At 50.5% G+C, this 15,826-nt stretch carries 13 protein-coding genes; 4 read left to right on the top strand and 9 right to left on the bottom strand.

Annotated elements, in window-relative coordinates:
* The first annotated feature begins 141 nt into the window (after window positions 1–141).
* Together NDK47_RS04970 and NDK47_RS04965 are read left to right on the top strand one after the other, a co-directional pair.
* A complete protein-coding gene (locus tag NDK47_RS04970) occupies window positions 142–1,599 on the top strand; it encodes a DUF1254 domain-containing protein (RefSeq protein ID WP_251873763.1) in 1,458 nt (485 codons plus the stop codon).
* 267 nt (window positions 1,600–1,866) lie between these two features.
* Entirely contained in the window at window positions 1,867–2,991 is a 1,125-nt protein-coding gene (locus tag NDK47_RS04965; protein ID WP_251873762.1) for a hypothetical protein, read from the top strand.
* 7 nt (window positions 2,992–2,998) lie between these two features.
* Here the strand turns inward: NDK47_RS04965 and NDK47_RS04960 are convergent, their stop codons facing one another.
* The 7 genes from NDK47_RS04960 to NDK47_RS04930 all read right to left on the bottom strand — a co-directional run bounded on the left by NDK47_RS04960 (window position 2,999) and on the right by NDK47_RS04930 (window position 11,358).
* Entirely contained in the window at window positions 2,999–5,005 is a 2,007-nt protein-coding gene (locus NDK47_RS04960) for a response regulator (protein ID WP_251873761.1), read from the bottom strand.
* The gene (locus NDK47_RS04955) at window positions 4,947–5,828 is read right to left on the bottom strand and encodes a CheR family methyltransferase (RefSeq protein WP_251873760.1); all 882 of its coding nucleotides are present in this window, start codon (window positions 5,826–5,828) and stop codon (window positions 4,947–4,949) included. The genes NDK47_RS04960 and NDK47_RS04955 overlap by 59 nt, the downstream gene beginning before the upstream one ends.
* Before the next feature lie 2 nt (window positions 5,829–5,830).
* Window positions 5,831–8,533 carry an ATP-binding protein gene (locus NDK47_RS04950; protein ID WP_251873759.1) on the bottom strand — a complete coding sequence of 901 codons (2,703 nt, stop codon included), beginning with the start codon at window positions 8,531–8,533 and terminating at the stop codon, window positions 5,831–5,833.
* A gap of 151 nt (window positions 8,534–8,684) precedes the next feature.
* On the bottom strand, window positions 8,685–8,891 hold the full coding sequence (locus NDK47_RS04945; protein WP_251873758.1) for a hypothetical protein: 207 nt from the start codon (window positions 8,889–8,891) through the stop codon (window positions 8,685–8,687).
* A 114-nt stretch (window positions 8,892–9,005) separates the two neighbouring features.
* Window positions 9,006–9,752 carry an amino acid ABC transporter ATP-binding protein gene (locus NDK47_RS04940; RefSeq protein ID WP_305883391.1) on the bottom strand — a complete coding sequence of 249 codons (747 nt, stop codon included), beginning with the start codon at window positions 9,750–9,752 and terminating at the stop codon, window positions 9,006–9,008.
* Window positions 9,753–9,772: 20 nt separating this feature from the next.
* Entirely contained in the window at window positions 9,773–10,432 is a 660-nt protein-coding gene (locus tag NDK47_RS04935; protein ID WP_251873757.1) for an amino acid ABC transporter permease, read from the bottom strand.
* A gap of 152 nt (window positions 10,433–10,584) precedes the next feature.
* Window positions 10,585–11,358 (bottom strand): amino acid ABC transporter substrate-binding protein, encoded by a 774-nt coding sequence (locus NDK47_RS04930; RefSeq protein ID WP_251873756.1) that lies wholly within the window; start codon window positions 11,356–11,358, stop codon window positions 10,585–10,587.
* A 276-nt stretch (window positions 11,359–11,634) separates the two neighbouring features.
* Between NDK47_RS04930 and NDK47_RS04925 the strand changes: the two genes are divergently transcribed.
* Window positions 11,635–11,817, top strand: coding sequence for a hypothetical protein (locus NDK47_RS04925; protein ID WP_251873755.1), 183 nt, complete (start codon window positions 11,635–11,637; stop codon window positions 11,815–11,817).
* Between the two features lie 526 nt (window positions 11,818–12,343).
* Here NDK47_RS04925 and NDK47_RS04920 read toward each other — a convergent pair.
* Window positions 12,344–12,499: a hypothetical protein gene (locus tag NDK47_RS04920; protein ID WP_251873754.1), complete on the bottom strand. Its 156-nt coding sequence runs from the start codon at window positions 12,497–12,499 to the stop codon at window positions 12,344–12,346.
* 204 nt (window positions 12,500–12,703) lie between these two features.
* Here NDK47_RS04920 and NDK47_RS04915 point away from each other — a divergent pair, with 204 nt between their 5' ends.
* Window positions 12,704–14,749: an ATP-binding protein gene (locus NDK47_RS04915; protein ID WP_251873753.1), complete on the top strand. Its 2,046-nt coding sequence runs from the start codon at window positions 12,704–12,706 to the stop codon at window positions 14,747–14,749.
* Window positions 14,750–14,820: 71 nt separating this feature from the next.
* Here the strand turns inward: NDK47_RS04915 and NDK47_RS04910 are convergent, their stop codons facing one another.
* Window positions 14,821–15,807 carry a diaminopimelate dehydrogenase gene (locus NDK47_RS04910; protein WP_251873752.1) on the bottom strand — a complete coding sequence of 329 codons (987 nt, stop codon included), beginning with the start codon at window positions 15,805–15,807 and terminating at the stop codon, window positions 14,821–14,823.
* Window positions 15,808–15,826: the final 19 nt, after the last annotated feature.

The raw sequence follows: 15,826 nt of genomic DNA, 5'->3' as shown, positions 1-15,826 counted from the left end.
CCCATGATTTTCTGCGTACCATGGCATGGAGTTTCGCAATCATTACGCAGGGGCATAATTCCCGAAATCTGGAAAACAATAGTATCAGCATCTAATGGCACTACGCATTCGGCACCGTTATCGAAAGTAGGGGATCAGGGTTTGATTCGGATATCCAGAAAAAATCGTGTGTTCGCTGCCGTGTTTACGACGATTCTCACCGTTCTTTCCGTCCTCTGGTCAGGAAGCTTTACGCCAGTCCAGCAGGCTGCGGCTTCTCCTGCCGCTCCCAAACCGGAGGGCTCATCGCGACAACCGTACAAAATCGGGGCCATTCAAGCAAAGGAACAGCTTGCCTATGTCTTGGGTGTTCAAGCGTATCTGTACGGCTACCCGCTCGTCGAGATGGAGAAAATCAAAGCTGAAAGCCTGCAGAACCTGGCGCCATTGAACCAATTTGCGTATATCACCCGCTTAGCCACTCCCGCAGACAGGGTCATCGTGTCGCCCAATGCGGATACACTGTATTTGTTTGCCTGGCTCGATCTGGCCAACGGTCCGGTCACCCTGCACGTCCCGGAAGATCCGGATGGACGGTATTACACGATCGAGATGCTGGATGCCTACACCAATGTGTTTCAAAATGTATCCAGCCGCAGCACCAAGCAAAAGGCTGGCAACTACGCCATCGTCGGTCCTTCCTGGAAAGGAAAGCTGCCCTCCCGCACGAAGCGTATCGTCGCCCCCACAAACATGGTTTGGCTGATCGGACGGGTAGAGGTAAAGGATCAGGCTGATTTGCCAAAGGCCGTTGCCTTCCAAAAGCAATTTGCCTTGTCCTCTCCAGGTAATCACGAAAACAAGGCTCAACCAGGACCGCTGACATCAGCAAAATCAAACAAGACACAGCAAGTGCTGGACCCCTTGGCTTTTTTTGCCGTCATGACCGATGCGATCAAACGCAATCCGCCGCCACCGTGCGATGAGGTCCTGCTCGACCAGTTCAAGCTGATCGGCATCGATCCCAGCACGGGGTTTCAGCCGCAGGCGCTGGACCCGCCCATCATTGCGGGGCTGACACGAGCCGCCCGTGACGCACGATCCATCATCGAACACAGCGACAAGCTGTTTACGCAAAGCGAAAACGGCTGGACGTCCACCCCTCTGCTCGGTCGGTACGGCGATCAGTTTCTCCTGCGCGCGTACGTCGCTTATTCCGGGATCGGCGCCAATGTCCCCAGCGAAGAAAAATACGCCCGAACGTTTGTGGACAGCACCGGAGTGCCGCTGAACGGAAAAAACAAGTACGTCCTGCATTTTGCCAAGGATCAGATTCCCGACGTATCGGCTTTTTGGTCCGTTACGATGTATGGCCCCGATTTTTACCTGGTACCCAACAGCATCCAGCGATACTCGATCGGCAGTCTCACAAAGGGGCTCGTCTACAATCCCGACGGTTCCCTGGACCTCTATATCCAAAGCACGCCGCCGCCCAAAGGGGAGTCTAACTGGCTGCCGGCCCCATCCGGCCCGTTTAATCTGGTCCTGCGCATGTTCGAGCCGCGGCCCAAGTCGCTCAGCGAGCCGTATCGCATCCCGCCTGTGCGCAAACTGCCTTGAGCAAAAGTCTTCCCCTGCATCCAGGCTGATTTTCCCTTTGCCTCTATTAGAAAAACGTTGCTTATCGCCAAGTCAAACAGCTATGTAACGCGTTAGCGAAATTAAACCTTCCGAAAGTACAAAAAAAGACCGCCCTGCCACAGGGATCGGTCTATTTTTCATTTTCGATTCAGTTCCCGTTTCCATCCCGTTACTTATTTCCCATTTTCTCAACAAAATGCGAATTAATCGACGATTTGCGCTAGAATAAATCAGGAGGTGATCCCTTTGATAGAAATGCAGAGAAAACATAGCCGTTTATTCTCAAACGAACTGCCAAAATGGGCGCTCGTACTTCACATCGGACTAATCTCCCTGTTCTTCCTGATCGCACTAGCTTCTCTCCTTGTCCTTGTGATCAATCCGTTTTCTGAGGAAGAGTCGGGGCTTCTTGTATTATTCGGGATTCTCATCATCCTGTTCACGTGGCTGGGTCGATTTGCCTACAAAAATTTGCGGCTTTACACAAAATTACGGATGAGCGTAGAACTGCGAAAAGACGGATATTTTTACTCGTACAAGAACCAAATGACGAAGGAAGAAAAAACATGCTTTCTTCCGTTTGCAGACATGGACTCTCTCCTGATCGGCATGGACTACCAGCAGACTGTCGAGGCGGAGTACCGACCCTCTCGCCCCAATGCCAAGATTGTGTTCTATCAAGTCGCCAAACTTCTCATCAGCGGCAAAAGCAGCGAGGGCAAGGATGAAGTGCTCTTTTTCACGCTGAGCGATGCTCCGACGGTGAACGAGTGGTTATCCGTGTTTGAGGCAAATCAGGTACGCATTTACTGCACCGATCAAGCCTTGTCCGCGGCCATTCCAGAAAAGGAGTGGATCGAGGAGGTCCCCAAGTATCCGTACGCGGGGAAACTGTCTTTTGAAATCGGCAAAAAGGCCGATCAACTGGACAAGGTGTTTTTCAGCCAGGAACAACAGCTAGAACGTGAGCAGCAGAGCAAAAAGAGCCGCAAAAGAGGCTTTCTCCTTCTCAGCATTTTGGGCATGTTTCAAATCTTTATGGTGCGCTATTGGTTTATCGATTGGCCGATCGACGATGGTACGTTCAGTGATGACTCCGGGATGGGCAGTGCGTGGCTTTTCACCCTTCTCGCTTTGGCTGTCATCACCTTTCTGATAAAGCAGCAAGGCTTCCTTGATCTGCTGAAAGCAGTAGCCGCTCTTTTCCTGTCCCTGACTATCGGTCTCCTCTGGGTACTTGCCAGTGTGCGCGTCCCGGATGGATTTGCAGAAGCAGTTTACTTTTACGGCATCCTGGTCTCTGTCATCTACGTTCCTGTTGCGCTCTTTATGATCATCAGGCGGTCCATCCGGCAATCCTACGGAATTTGAAACGATCTTAGCTCCGTATGGGAAACAGGACAAAAAACGTCGTGCCCCGCTCACTGGTTTCGACCTCGATGCGGGCATGATGCCGGTTGGCAATACTGTAACAGACCGCCAGTCCGAGGCCAGTTCCTTCTTCTTTGGTCGTAAAGAACGGCGTCCAGATTTTATCCAACAGGTCTTCATCAATTCCTGGTCCTTGATCGCCAATCTCCAAAACAACATCCTGATCCTTCACATAAGTCTTCACGGTCAATACCCCGCCACTGTTCATCGCTTCCATGCCGTTCAGCGTCAGATTGAGAAACAGTTGGCGGATTTCTTTTACATCCAGGAAGAGCTCGGGACATGCCTTCAGCTCTGTATACAGGTCCTTTCCGCTGAGAGAGGCTTCAGCCTGCACGAGTGGAAGAAGTGGTTCGATGATCGGCAATAAGTGCTGTTTCTTCAAATTGCTTGTCCTGTTTTTCGCCAGCGTGAGAAATTCTGTGATGATCGTATTGGCACGATCAAGCTCTGTAATCATAATATCCACAAACTGGAAGCTCTCTGTGTCTTTCTTGCTTTTTTCCAATTGCAGAAAGCCTCTGACGGTCGTCATCGGATTCCGGATTTCATGAGCAATTCCCGCTGCCATCTCTCCGATCAGATGAAGCCGATCCAGCCGCGCCATCTCTTTTTCCAGATAGACGCGATCGGTAATATCCGTGATCACACTTAGGATGCAGCACTCCCCCCGAATGTTTATCTTCTCTGTTGACAGAAGGCCCTCCCGAACTTCTCCTGACCTGGTCACGTAACTGATTTTTTCGTTGCGGACGGCATCCTCCAGATCAATCGCACACTCCGCTTGCACACTTTCCTTCGCTAAGATCAGCCGGTCATGAGGCAGGTGTTTTACTTCTTCGTAGGCATAGCCGGTGTACGAGAGCCAGCTTTTGTTCACATCGATATAGCAGCGATCTTTGCATGAACGGATCGCCATCAAGCAGGGACTGGACTGAAAAATCTTTTGAAACAGCTCCTGGGAAAGTACTAGCTCTTGTGTCCGTTCATTTACCAGCTGCTCCAACTGCTGATAGTGATGTTTTCGTTCGATTTCCAGTTGTTTTCTCTCGGTGATGTCCCGTATGGAGCAGACGTAGATGTGCTTCTGCTGGACCGTCGCTTTCTTGAATTGCACATCAACGGCAAACTGCGTGTGATCGCTGCGTGTGGCCACGGTTTCTATAATCCGGTCCTCCCTACACCTCGAATTTTTTGAAGGGATTTCCAGTAACAGCTCGATGTGCATACCGATAATCTCACATATCTGATAGCCAAACATAGACTCTACCACCTGATTGGCAGAGAGGATGATTCGGTTCTCATCCAGTGTCAGGATGGTATCCGCTGACGCTTCGACAATCGTCCGGGACAGAGCTTCGCTTTTTTGCAGTTCCATTAAGGTATAATAATGACTTTTATTCGCCTCCAGCAGTTCCATGGTTCGGTAGCGAAGCATTTCCCGCTGATATTCAATTTGCTTTTGTTTGCGGTAAAGCTGAATAAATCCCTCTACTTTCATTCGCAAGGTATCGGGGTGAAATGGTTTGAAGATATAATCGATAGCCCCTGCTTCATAGCCTTGTACCACGTGCTCGGTAGCCTTGCTGATCGCCGTGATGAAGAGGATTGGAATATGCCGTGATTTTTCCCGTTGTTTGATCAGCTTGGCTGTCTCAAAGCCGTTCATCCCCGGCATCTGCACATCCAGCAGAACGCACGCGAATTCATCGTTTAGCATGCATCGCAATGCCTCTTCCCCCGACTGAACGGAAACAAGGTGATACTCGGGAGAATCAAGCACCGCCTCCAGCGAGAGCAGGTTCTCCTTGCGATCATCTACCAGCAGGATATGTACCTTATTTTCCGCTTCCCAAGCATCTTCACTCGGTGTGATTGGTGAACAGACGAGATAGTCATTGCAATTTACGATAAAGTTTTTCTGTTCCGTCAACTTCTTCGTAGCCATTTGCATGGGTCGTAAATACAACTCCTTCCTTATCCCCAAGCCCGAGAAAACCGTTGGTACAAAGACTTTCATAAAATAATTGGTGGACGTGATCCTGAAGACTGTGATTGAAGTAAATCATGACATTCCGGCAGATAATTGTATGAAATTCATTAAAAGACCGGTCCGTTACCAGGTTGTGCTGGGCAAATACCATGTTGTCCCGCAAGAAGGATTGAAACTGAACGGTGTCTTTTTTTACATGGTAGTACTCGGAAAAAGCCCGTTTGCCGCCGGCCCGCAGATAGTTTTTCGTGTACAGCTGCATTTTCTGCAGGGGAAAAATTCCTTTGCTTGCCTTTTTCAGCACCTGTTCATTCATATCTGTCGCATACAACCTTGTTTTCGACAAAAGGCCTTCCTCGTGCAAAAGGATGGCCATCGAAAAAACCTCCTGCCCGGTGGAGCAGCCCGCATGCCAGATCCGAATGAACGGAAGCTCTCGCAATGCGGGCACGATTTTTTGGCGAAACGCCAGAAAAAAGGAAGGATCGCGAAACATCTCCGTGACATTGATGGAAAAATCCCCGAAAAGCTTTTCCATCATGGCCGGATCATGAAGAACCTTTTCCTGCAGCGCAGAGATGGTATGCATTTTTTCGATCCGAATCCGGTGCCAGATGCGGCGTCTGATGGCGGGGTAGTTGTAATTTCGAAAGTCATACCCGTACTTGCGGTAGATCCCCTCCAGCAACAGGGTGATTTCGATTTTTTCCAGCTCATCATTGGTTTGTGCTTCCTGTACGAGTGGATGTTTCTGCTGTATCGCCCGTTCCCCCCTTTCTGTCATACTTACCCGTACAGCCAGACTTGCATCAGCGAGAGGAGTTGTTCGATTTCGACCGGCTTGCTGATATAGTCAGATGCCCCGACTTCGATGCATTTTTCTCTGTCGTGCTTCATGGCTTTGGCCGTCAGGGCAATAATGGGCAGATGCATCATGGCGGGAATCCCGCGAATTTCTCTGATCGCTTCATAGCCGTCCATCTCGGGCATCATAATATCCATCAAGACGATATCGACATCCGCATTTTCATACAAAAGCTCAATCCCCTCACGGCCGTTTTCCGCGTAAATGACGATCATCTCACGCTCCTCCAAAGCTGCTGTCAGCGCAAAAATATTTCGCATATCATCGTCGACCACGAGTACTTTTTTTCCTTTTAGGCATTGGTCAGGGGTCTCAGACGAGAGTGACGAGGAATCGGCTTGGTACTCCTTCTCCAACACTCCAGTTGCCACAGGCGGCAGCGCATAGGCATCCAGGACGCCGCTCTCTTCCTCTTTTTGTAAAATGGGCAGGTACAGGGTAAACGTGCTCCCCACCCCCTCGATACTTTCCAACTGAATGAATCCTCCCAGCAGGTTGGCCATCTCTCTGCTGATCGATAAGCCCAAACCGGTTCCGCCATATTTGCGGCTGGTCGTGCCGTCCGCCTGCTGGAATGCCTCAAAAATGATTTCCTGATTCTTCGACTGTATGCCGATCCCCGTGTCGCGGACGGCGATCGCGACATGCTCCCCTTCGGCTTTTGCTACCCGCGAGATGTGCAGATACACACCGCCCTGGGAGGTGAACTTAAAGGCGTTCGCCAGCAGATTGGTAATGATTTGCTGCAACCGCTGCTCATCAGACCAAATCAGCTCTGGTACGTCATCGGCGATCTCCACCCGGAACTCCAACTGTTTCTGAACGGCAAGGTGCTGGAAACCGCGCAAAGCGTTGGCCCCCATTTCACGAAGGGAGACATCTCCTCGGTTGATGACCATTTTCCCCGATTCAATCCGTGTCAGATCGAGAATATCGTTGATCAGATTGAGCAGATTATTGCCCGATTTCAAAATCGTCTGGACGTATTCAAGCTGCCGTTCCGTCAGATTCTTATCCTTGTTTTCGAGCAGAATCTGCGACAGGATCAACAGACTGTTCAGCGGGGTCCGCAGCTCATGAGACATATTGGCAAGAAACTCCGACTTGTAACGGGAAGCCTTTTGCACCTGGTCTGCCTGTCTCTCCAGCTCCTCCTTTACCCGCTCCAGCTCTTTCGCCTTCTGTTCGGAGTTCTTGTACTGCTCCTCCAGCTTCTCGTTAATGCTGCGCAGCTCTTCCTGCTGCAGCTGCAGCTCCTCGGACTGGCTCTGCAGCTCCTCCGTCAGGATTTGTGATTCCCTTAGCAGATTGCGGATTTGCATATGCACAAAAATACTGTGAATCGTAATCCCCATCGTGGCCGTAATTTCTTCCAGCAAGTTGATTTGAATTGCGGAAAACGGAGTAAAAGTAGCCAGCTCGACGACGGCTAGCACCTTCCCCTCATAAGGCACCGGCAACAGGATGATCGAAGCCGGATCTGCCTGACCCAGGTCGGAAGAAATTCTAATGTATTCCTCGGGCAGATCGGTCAGGTGCAGGATGTGGTTTTCCACGGCGCACTGCCCGACCAATCCCTGGCCCACTTCGACAAAAGAAGCGCCGATCTCACTGTGGTCACAAGCGTAGGTTCCAGCTTTGATCAGCCGCGTCGAATCCGTCTGTCCGTCCCTGATGTAAATGGCCCCGTAACTGGCTCCCACGAGCGGGGTTATTCGCCGGATAAAGAGATTGGCGAGTGTTTGTACGTCCTGTATCCCCTGAAACAACGAGGTGATTTCAGCCAACTGGGTTTTCATCCAGCTCTGTTCCCGCATGGCTTGCGTAAATTCCTTTTCCTGCTGGGCATGTTCCTCCAGCGTCGAGGCCATCTTATTGAAGGCTTTGGCGATATCGCCGATTTCATCTTGACTCGTGACAGGAATGCGCGGGAATTTTTCCGTAGAACGATTTACGACGGTTGAGATAACGGATGTGATTCCCGCCAGATTTTTGCTGATTCCCTGGATTACCCAAAGAGTAACGACAATCCCCACCAACAATCCGACTCCAATGAAATACAGGGAAAGCATTTTGATAAACTCATACTCTTCCATCGAACGGTCGTATGCGTCATCGAGAAGCGATTCCTGCAGGTCCTTCAACTCTTTGATCCTGTAGAACAACTCTTCCTTTCGTTCAATCAGGTCCTGACTGATCAAAGACGCTGCCTCTCTTTTCTGACCGATTTCTACCTTTTCCATCACTCTTCTGGCAAGCTGCGTATACATCTCGTATTCTGCAGATATTTTTGACAGCAGCGTCCTTCCTTGTTCAACGTGAACCTTGTTCTGCAGGAGTGCCAGAGAAGTCCCTGCTTCTCTTATGCTTTCCTCAATGCGACGCTTGTCTTCTTGAAAGCTTTTCTGGTTCTCATCCAAAACAATGCTGGTGACCAGCCGGCTCATGTTGTTCACATGGTTTTGCATGTCATTGGCGGACTTCAGTTTCTCGTAGCGGTCGTCGACAATTTCATGAATGCTTGCGGTCAAGTTGGTCAGCACATTAAAAATAGTCCCCATCAAAACCATCATCAGCACCAGCAAAGAGCCAAATCCAATGAGTAATTTGGTTTTATATTTCATGATGTATTTCCTTTCCTGTTTTCTCAAACAGATACAGTAAGAAAGTTGTGACAATTTTTCAAATTTCTCTACCTCTACTGGGGAATCCTTCTAGGAATAAAAAAAAACTAGCTGGGTTTCCAACTAGTCATCCATGTGTCTATCCTGTTATTTACACGCCCATTTTTCTACGCTGGTTGCTGACCTTTTTGGTCTGTTGGCTTTTCACTACCTGATTGCCGGCCATTTGATGCTTTTGCTGTCCTTTTCCCCCATTCTGGGATTGCTTCTTCTGCTCCAGCATCCGTTTCGCTGCTTCGGCCAGGCTTACTTTTTTCGTTTCGGCGGCTTCTGTTTGCTGCTTGTTCTCTTGCTCCATATCCTTTTCACCTCAAGGTTCATTTGCCATATATGTCTGGATTTTACCATCTCCGTGTGAAAAGTTCCAGTTATAGACGCCGTTATTTGGAGTAGATTTTTCGCACATCCCGGTCTATTTCAGAGAGCGCTGCAAAAATGCTTTGGTCCGCTCAAACCGGGGATTCAGGAATAACTGGTCTGGTGTACCTACTTCGATGATCTCACCGTTGTCCATAAAGATGATCTGGTCAGCCACTTCTCTGGCAAAACCCATCTCATGCGTAACGACGATCATGGTCATGTGCTCTCGTGCGAGCTGCTTGATTACCTGCAAGACTTCGCCCGTCAACTCCGGGTCAAGCGCCGACGTCGGCTCGTCAAAAAGCATAATGGCCGGACTCATCATCAGTGCCCGGGCGATCGCGACCCGCTGCTTCTGACCGCCGGAAAGCTTGGCTGGATAGACCTCCGCTTTGTCGGCAAGACCTACTTTTTGCAGCAGCTCCTCTGCTTTTTTCCGGCTTTCTTCTTTAGTTTCCCCTTTTACCAGTCGGGGAGCCAGCTCCAGATTTCCCCGAACAGTCAGATGGGGAAAGAGATGAAAGTGCTGGAAGACCATTCCCATCTTTGAGGTGACGCGCTTGATCCCCTGCTGGTTGGTGTAGACACCCTCTTTTACCAGGTAATCGCCTTCCACACAGATACTGCCGCCGCTTACCTGCTCCAGATGGACCAGGCTTCGGAGCATGGTGCTTTTGCCTGAACCGGAGGGACCGATCACTGCGACGACTTCCCCTTTTTTCACCTCGAAGCTGACGTTGTTCAGCACTTCCAGCGTGCCGAATGATTTTTTCAAGTTGGACACTTCAACAATTCCCATTCCCATGCCAATCCATTCCCTTACGCAAATTTAAACCGTCTTTCCAGCCATTTGAAGAACAAAGTCAACACAAAAGCCATCAGCAAATAGATGACACCCGCCATAAAGAACGGCGCGATGGTAAAGTCGCGATTCACCGCTGTCTGGGCAAAGTAGAGGAGCTCGGGTACTGCGACCGCATAGAGAAGTGCGGTGTCCTTTACCAGCGTGATCGACTCGTTGGCAATCGCCGGCAGCGCAACCCGAATCATCTGCGGAACAATCACCCTCGTAGTTGTCTGCCAGCGGTTGAGGCCCAGCACCTGTGCTGCCTCGTACTGCCCTTTGTCGATAGCCAGCAAGCCCCCTCTGAAAATCTCTGCAAAATAGGCGGCATAATTAAGGATAAAGCCCAGGCAGGCAGCCACAAACCGATCCATGACGAGGTAGTCACCGACAATAGGCAGAATCGGCAGGCCGAAGCAAATGAAAAGCAGTTGCAGCAGCAACGGCGTCCCCCGCACGACATAAATATACGTATGGGCAAACCAGGCCAGCGGTTTGCTGCTGCTGTTCGCCATCAGCGTCAGTAAAAACCCTAACGGAATGGACGCGATGATAGCAATGAAAAACAATAACACCGTCATCTGTGCCCCTTCCAGCATCGGGGCGGCAATTCTGAGCATATAGTCCATGTTCATCTTGCATTCTCCTTATGAAAACCTCGATCAAGGCCTGTTCAAGAGGGGGCGGCGGCAGTTCCGCTTGTCCCCCGGGATGTTTGACCATCCCCGAAAAGTCCTCCGTCAAAAGAGGAAAACCGGATCGCAAAACAATCCGGCACACAAACTATTTATTTCAATACTTTATCTTCACCAAACCACTTTTCGGAGATTTTGGCCGCTGTTCCGTCCTGGTTCAACGCATCCAGGGCTTTTTGCAGCTCTTCCAGCAGCTTTTCGTTTCCTTGTTTGACACCGATGCCGTATTCTTCCGGCGCCAGGCTTTCGTCGAGCAGTTTAAAGGTGTCCGGTTCCTTTGCCATGTAGTAGCGAACCACAACCTCGTCAATCACCACTGCATCCACACGGCCGATCTTCAAATCACTGAGCGCCAGCACATTGTCTTTAAACTCGGAGACGCTTTTTACCTTCGGCTTGAGGTCACTGGCTTCCAGCGCATTAGAAGCTGAAGACTGCGCCTGCAGACCGATCACTTTTCCCGTGAGGTCTTCCAGATTGTGAATGTCAGACTTGTTTAAGACAGCGACCACCTGCGCATTTTTCAGATACGGTTTGGTAAACAGCACTTTCTTTTTGCGCTCGTCGTTAATCGTGTAGCCGTTCCAGATGAGATCAATCCGTCCGCTGTTGAGCTCAGATTCTTTGGCATTCCAGTCAATCGGCTGGAATTTGGCTTCATAGCCCATTTTTTCAGCGGCGGCCCGGGCGTAATCAATATCAAATCCGACGATATCGTTTTTCTCATCCCGGAAACCGAGTGGGGCAAATTTATCATCGATACCAATCACCAGCGTTTTGCCATTGCTTCCTGTACTGGTACCACAACCTGTAATCAGCGAGAATACGATCCCGCATATCATCCACAACGCTGCCGTCTTTTTCATCCTGTTGACCCTCCTGAACGATGAACCATGATTATGAGTAAGAAATCATTTCTCTCTCTTTCGTTTACGAGTGTATCCTTTATTACGGTAAATTGCTAATTCGATAATATGGTAAAATGTTTGGGAAAAGCGTTTTCATTTTTGGTTAGATTGAAAAAGCTCTTTGTTTTTTCGATTTGCTTCGTTTTTCATGTCGTGTATTTTGGCAAATATAAAACAATGCGGGCGTCGCTGCGGTGTTTCTTTTCGTGATACGGGGCCGAGGTGAGAAGAATCATGTTTCCCTGCTTGGCTCCGTATTCCGCCCTGCAGGGAGGATTCACTGTCCGCTCCACAACGTTTGGCGGGGGTCCGCAAAAGCCGCATCGCTCTGATGTCATCCCAAGGTTGCGTCCCTTTTTCCCGCCAAACGTCGCTCCGCTGAGCCGGGCTTCACAGTCGCACCGCAGGGAAACATGATTCTTCTCCGTACATGCTGCTTCTTCCCTGCTTTGAAAGGATACAAGCAAGATTATTTTATACAAGATTATTTATAAAGAAAGGGAACGGAAGTACATTTCTAATCAAAAGAAAATGACATTTTGGTTAAAAATATGGATTCAATCTATTTGCCTACTTATGAATGGACGATTTCATTATGGAAAGATCGAAATATACCTGCTTACTTAATGCTTGCTTGGCTTTTCATTGTTATTGTTCATTTGTATTGTGCATTTGCTTTGTTCATTCGTTTTGTTGAATCTTTATTTCCATTCTTTTTCTTCATCGCATCCACCCGCAAAAGTTTTGATGCTCCGATTCGAGAAGAAGCACGTTTCCCTGCGGTGCGACTGTGGAGCCCTGGCGGACAGTCTATCTCCCCTCGTGGGCGGAGCCCGGAGCTGAGCAGGGAAACATGCTTCTTCCCCCTACGGCTCCGTGCAATAGGTAAAAAACCCCCCACTGGAAAACGTGGAGGGAATGATAGGGAGTTCGTAATTTATCTTCATTGTTTCTGTTTTGCAACCTTATAGGCGGCGTATTCGCTTTCTGCCTGAGAGGGATTGCTCGGTTTTTTTCCTGCTTCCAAACCAGCAGCTACGGATGACAGTGTGCAGAGTGCGATCGCGCTGGCGATAAACAAAGAGGCTTCTCTACGCAACAGTAACCATTTCCTTTCCTGACTATTTTCAAATGTTTTTCCATCCACGTATAGGCACAAAGGCCTCATCTCGATAAAATGGTACCATGAGCTCTGCTGCTCTTTGTCTCAAATCCGTCTCAAGTTGATCAGATGACCTACCACGTTGTGTTTACATATTTGGATTACCTACATTCAGGATTGAATTAGACAGGGGGTGAAAAGATGGGACGAAAACTGGACGAGCAGCAGTTGGAGAGAACGAAACTGTTTGTCGGGAGGAACCGGGAACTAGGGGCATTGCGCGAGTGGCTGGATGATCCGGAGGCACCTTTTCGCGTCTATTCCATTTCCGGAATGGGCGGCATCGGCAAAACCTCACTGATGGCCGAAATGCTGCAAACCGCCAAAAAGCGTGACGTTACAGGTATCTGGCTGGACGGACGTTTTTGTGCACCGACTCCTGTTGGCTTTCTTGATTATGTATCGGCCACAGTCGGTCTGGAAAAGTGGGAACAGCCGCTTCCTCACCCTCTCCAGCCTTTTTGGGAAGCGAGTCCGCAGCGCCGCATCATCCTTTGTATCGATAACTTTGAGAGTGTCACCCTGTTGGAGGGCTGGCTGCTGGAGGTTTTTTTCCCCAAGCTCCCCGCCCAGGGAATCGCCATCGTCCTGGCGTCTCGTCCCTCTCTCTCCCCCGCCTGGAAAACCCACCCGGCATGGGGAAGACAGATCGTGGAGCTCCCGCTTTCCCACTTTTCGTTTGAGGAAACGGTTGCCTTCCTCGCTTCCACTGGTTCGTTCCGTCAGGAATTAGCGGGCGAGATGGCTCGAGCGACCGATGGTCATCCGCTCTCGCTCGCGCTTAATGTGGAGGCGGCACTCCGGCAAAAAAGCTGGTCTGTCCGCGACAATCTGGTCGTCTCCCAGACGATCAGCGCCCATCTTCTGCGGGAATTGACACTGCCGGAGCTGCAGCCGATGGTGGATGTCCTGATCACTCTGCAGCATGCCAACCAGGAGATGCTCTCCCTGGTTTTGGACGAGCCCGTTACGGTCCATCAATACCAAAGCCTGCAGGGAATGTCGTTCATTCAGACGGAACCGGATGGACTTGCCCTGCATGATGTCGCCCGAATGCACCTGCTGCGCGATTTTGGACAGCGTGAGCCACAGCGGCTGGATGATTTGCGCAACAAGGCTGCGTCGATTTTGTATCAGAAGCTGCAATCCGCTGAACGGGGAAAACGGAGGAGTATCGCCTCGCAGCTTCTGCTGCTTTGCAAATCTGCTTTTCCTTTGGATAAATTGTACTTTGATTTCTCGGCTGATACGCTAATCTCACCCATGCAGCAGATACAGGCATCAGACCTCCCTGCGCTGCATGAGCTCCTCCGCCACTGGTGCAGCTACAGTGTAGATCCGTGGCAGTCCGAGCCTTACTACCGGTTTCTCGATGAAATCGCCATTCACTTTCCGGAAAGCATTGTCGTCATACGCGGGGATGACGGCCAGCCTGTCGGGATGTTCATCACGGTGCTGCTGCACAAGGAAACGAGCCGCATCCTGGCTCGCTATTTCCCCGCTGAGATTCAGGAGTGCTGCACGCCGGAGGAGCTTTCCTGTGAGCCAGACCAGGCTGATACCTACTTCGCAGTATTGGGAACAGCAACAGACCAGCTTCCGGGCTACACGCGCGAGGAGCTGGTCGGACTTTTGACGCTGGATCGCCTTTCTTTGCTCGGAGAGGGAACACGTGCAGTCCTGGTCGCGACCAATCCCGATCTGAAAATGACCCTGCAGCAGCTTGGCTTTCGTCTTCGTCCGACACGTACGCGCGATTGTGATACATCCTTCGCCCAAGCAGACGTACTGGAGCTGGACCTGCGTCAGGAGCGTTTCGGTGACTGGGCCATGTCCTTTTTTCGGCAACCGGAGCCGCTTCACACCGCAACGGACACAGCCCTGGTGACGGAGAAACAGGTGCGAAGCATGCTCTCTTCGCTGCTCTCGCCTGCAGAGCTTCACACCTACGTCGAGTATTTTCCGGAAATGGTCAGCGGAGCCCAGCTCCAAAAGCATCTCCTCTCTCTGATTGAGGGACAGCTTGAGGGCCTTTCGCAGACGGATCAGCAACTGTTGAAAGCAGCATATGTGACCCATGCGAACAATATGATTGCGGCCGCTCTTGCCTGCAATATGAGCCGGGCAACCTTTTACCGCCATCTGCGAAGCGCGGTTTCCCATCTGGCCTGGATTCTCAACCATTAGTGGGCACAAGATGAAAAAAAGAGCCCAGGCAAAATCGCCCGGGCTCTTCCTCTGCGTGCTCAGCAGCTCTCCTATAACAGCTCTTTCCTCAACTCTTCCGCCGACTTGGGTGATACGTAGACCGGCGGTACTTCAAAGACCGTTTTCGCACCTGCCTGACCTTCCTGGTTCATCCGGTATGCCGCTCGCGCGTAGGCAACCAATACGCTGGCGGTAAACTCCGGGTTGCTGTCCAGCTTCAGCGAGAATTCGATCACTTGGCTGTGGTCTTCTCCCGTTTTGCCGCCCCGAATGACAAAGCCCCCATGCGGCAGCTTGGAGTGATTCGCCCGCAATTCTTCTTCACTGATAAAGTGCACCTCGGTATGATAATCCGCGAAGTAGTTCGGCATCGTGACAATTGCTTGTTTGATTTTCTCTTTGTCATAGCCTTCCTCTGCCACGACGTAGCAAATCCGCTGGTGCTTCTCTGATGTGGCAAGCGCCGGATTCTCCCCGCTTCTCACCCGTTTGATCGCTTCTTCCATCGGTACGGTATACTGGACACCCGCTTTTACGCCCTCCACTCTGCGAACAGCGTCTGAGTGTCCCTGGCTGAGCCCTTTCCCCCAGAAGGTGTAATTTTCGCCGTTGGGCAGGATCGCTTCTGCCATCAACCGGTTAATCGAGAACAAGCCCGGGTCCCAGCCCACAGAAATGATGCTGGTCTTTCCGCTCTGTTTGGCTGCATTGTCCACTACTTGGAAATATTCAGGGATTTTTGCATGCGTATCGTAGCTGTCTACGGTATTAAACAGCCTTGCAAAATAGGGAGTCTGTTCGGGAAGATCGGTAGCCGATCCACCGCATAGAATCATCACGTCGATTTCGCTGATGTACTCCTCTGCCTGCGAAATATGGAGCACTTTTACAGCGGAATCCTGTACCTGGATGCTTTCCGGCTCTCTGCGCGTGAAAATCGCAACCAGTTTCATATCTGGACATTGTTCAATCGCTGCAACCGTCCCCTTGCCCAGGTTGCCGTAACCGACAATGCCGATTTTAATCTGTTTGTTCATCCTTCTCTCCTCCATTGCT

Origin of the sequence: Brevibacillus ruminantium (assembly GCF_023746555.1) — a bacterium.
Classification (GTDB): domain Bacteria; phylum Bacillota; class Bacilli; order Brevibacillales; family Brevibacillaceae; genus Brevibacillus; species Brevibacillus ruminantium.
Note: the sequence above shows the minus strand (reverse complement) of the source record. Positions and strands in the feature narration are given on the sequence as shown.

Coding starts and splice junctions, on each gene's coding strand:
- NDK47_RS04960 (WP_251873761.1), bottom strand. CDS start 5,005: ATGCAAATGGCTACGAAGAAGTTGACGGAACAGAAAAACTTTATCGTA.
- NDK47_RS04955 (WP_251873760.1), bottom strand. CDS start 5,828: ATGACAGAAAGGGGGGAACGGGCGATACAGCAGAAACATCCACTCGTA.
- NDK47_RS04950 (WP_251873759.1), bottom strand. CDS start 8,533: ATGAAATATAAAACCAAATTACTCATTGGATTTGGCTCTTTGCTGGTG.
- NDK47_RS04945 (WP_251873758.1), bottom strand. CDS start 8,891: ATGGAGCAAGAGAACAAGCAGCAAACAGAAGCCGCCGAAACGAAAAAA.
- NDK47_RS04940 (WP_305883391.1), bottom strand. CDS start 9,752: ATGGGAATTGTTGAAGTGTCCAACTTGAAAAAATCATTCGGCACGCTG.
- NDK47_RS04935 (WP_251873757.1), bottom strand. CDS start 10,432: ATGAACATGGACTATATGCTCAGAATTGCCGCCCCGATGCTGGAAGGG.
- NDK47_RS04930 (WP_251873756.1), bottom strand. CDS start 11,358: ATGAAAAAGACGGCAGCGTTGTGGATGATATGCGGGATCGTATTCTCG.
- NDK47_RS04925 (WP_251873755.1), top strand. CDS start 11,635: ATGTTTCCCTGCTTGGCTCCGTATTCCGCCCTGCAGGGAGGATTCACT.
- NDK47_RS04915 (WP_251873753.1), top strand. CDS start 12,704: ATGGGACGAAAACTGGACGAGCAGCAGTTGGAGAGAACGAAACTGTTT.
- NDK47_RS04910 (WP_251873752.1), bottom strand. CDS start 15,807: ATGAACAAACAGATTAAAATCGGCATTGTCGGTTACGGCAACCTGGGC.